This is a genomic window from Actinomycetota bacterium (genome assembly GCA_030682655.1).
Lineage (GTDB): Bacteria > Actinomycetota > Coriobacteriia > Anaerosomatales > JAUXNU01 > JAUXNU01.
In genome coordinates this window covers 1-1,134 of sequence record JAUXNU010000188.1, presented here as the reverse complement: position 1 = coordinate 1,134, position 1,134 = coordinate 1, and the positions used below count along the sequence as shown (strand labels likewise).

At 66.0% G+C, this 1,134-nt stretch carries 1 protein-coding gene; it reads right to left on the bottom strand.

Annotated elements, in window-relative coordinates; all coding sequences use genetic code 11:
* On the bottom strand, positions 1 to 1,134 hold a 1,134-nt coding region (locus tag Q8K99_12620; GenBank protein ID MDP2183398.1), incomplete at both ends, for a DEAD/DEAH box helicase family protein.

Here is a 1,134-nt window from a genome sequence, read left to right as displayed (position 1 = left end):
CCGCTGGAGAGCGTGAAGACGTGGGGCGTCCGCTCCGCAATCAGGCTCGCGAGCATGTCGCGGTGCGCCGTGCGCTCGGTCAGCACGAGCGCCGAGCGGCCCTCCGAGGCTGCGGCTACCACATCCTCTACGATCAGAGCGTTGCGGGTCTCATCGCCCGCAAGCAGGCGATAGACCTCTTGGATTCCGTCTGCGGCCAGAGCCGCGACGCCGAATCCAGTCTCGCGCGGCCGAACGATGTGCTCGAACGGCCGGGCTGCAGCCTGGCGCTTCAGATCGGTCTTGAACCGGACCGGACCGCACTGCATCGTGATGATCGGATGATGGCCGTCCTTGCGAATCGGCGTGGCCGTGAGTCCGAGCACAAATCGTGCGCGCACCTGGCGGAGCACCGCCTCGAAGCTGAACGCAGAGACGTGATGGCACTCGTCGACGATCACCTGCCCGTACTCGGCAACAATCGGGTCGACCGAGCCCTTTCGAACGAGCGACTGCAGCACCGCGATGTCGATAGTCCCGGTCGGCTTGCGCTTGCCACCACCGATGACGCCGATCGAGCCCGGCGGAAGATCCAGGAATGTGGAGAGCCGCTCTCGCCACTGCTCCATGAGCTCGCGACGATGGACCAGCACGAGCGTGCTCACGCCGCGCTTGGCGATCACATTCGCGGCCACGACCGTCTTGCCGAAGGCCGTCCCCGCGCTCAAGACACCCTCGTCGTGCTGAATCACGACCTTGGCGGCTTTTCGCTGTTCGGGACGAAGCGTGCCCGAGAACCTCGCGAGCAGTAGCGACCCTTCGGTACGCTCATCCGTGACCTCCAGCAGAGAGCCGTAGCCCTCGATCACCTCTTGCAGGTCATCAAGGCATCCCCGGGGCAGTGCCAGATGCGCGTCGAACTCCTCGGCGCACGAGATGATCCGCGGCTTGTCCCAGGTGGGCAGACGCATGGCCTGTGCGCGGTAGAACTCAGGATTCTCGAAGGCGGCGAGCCGGGCGATCTGATCGAGAAGCGAGTCGGGCAGTCCGGCCTTCTCCACGAAGATGAGGTTCGCGCGGACAGCGCGGACGATCGCCGGGACGCGCCCGATCAGCTCGGGACGCACGCGTGGTGGAGGGACCTGCAGTGCCCAC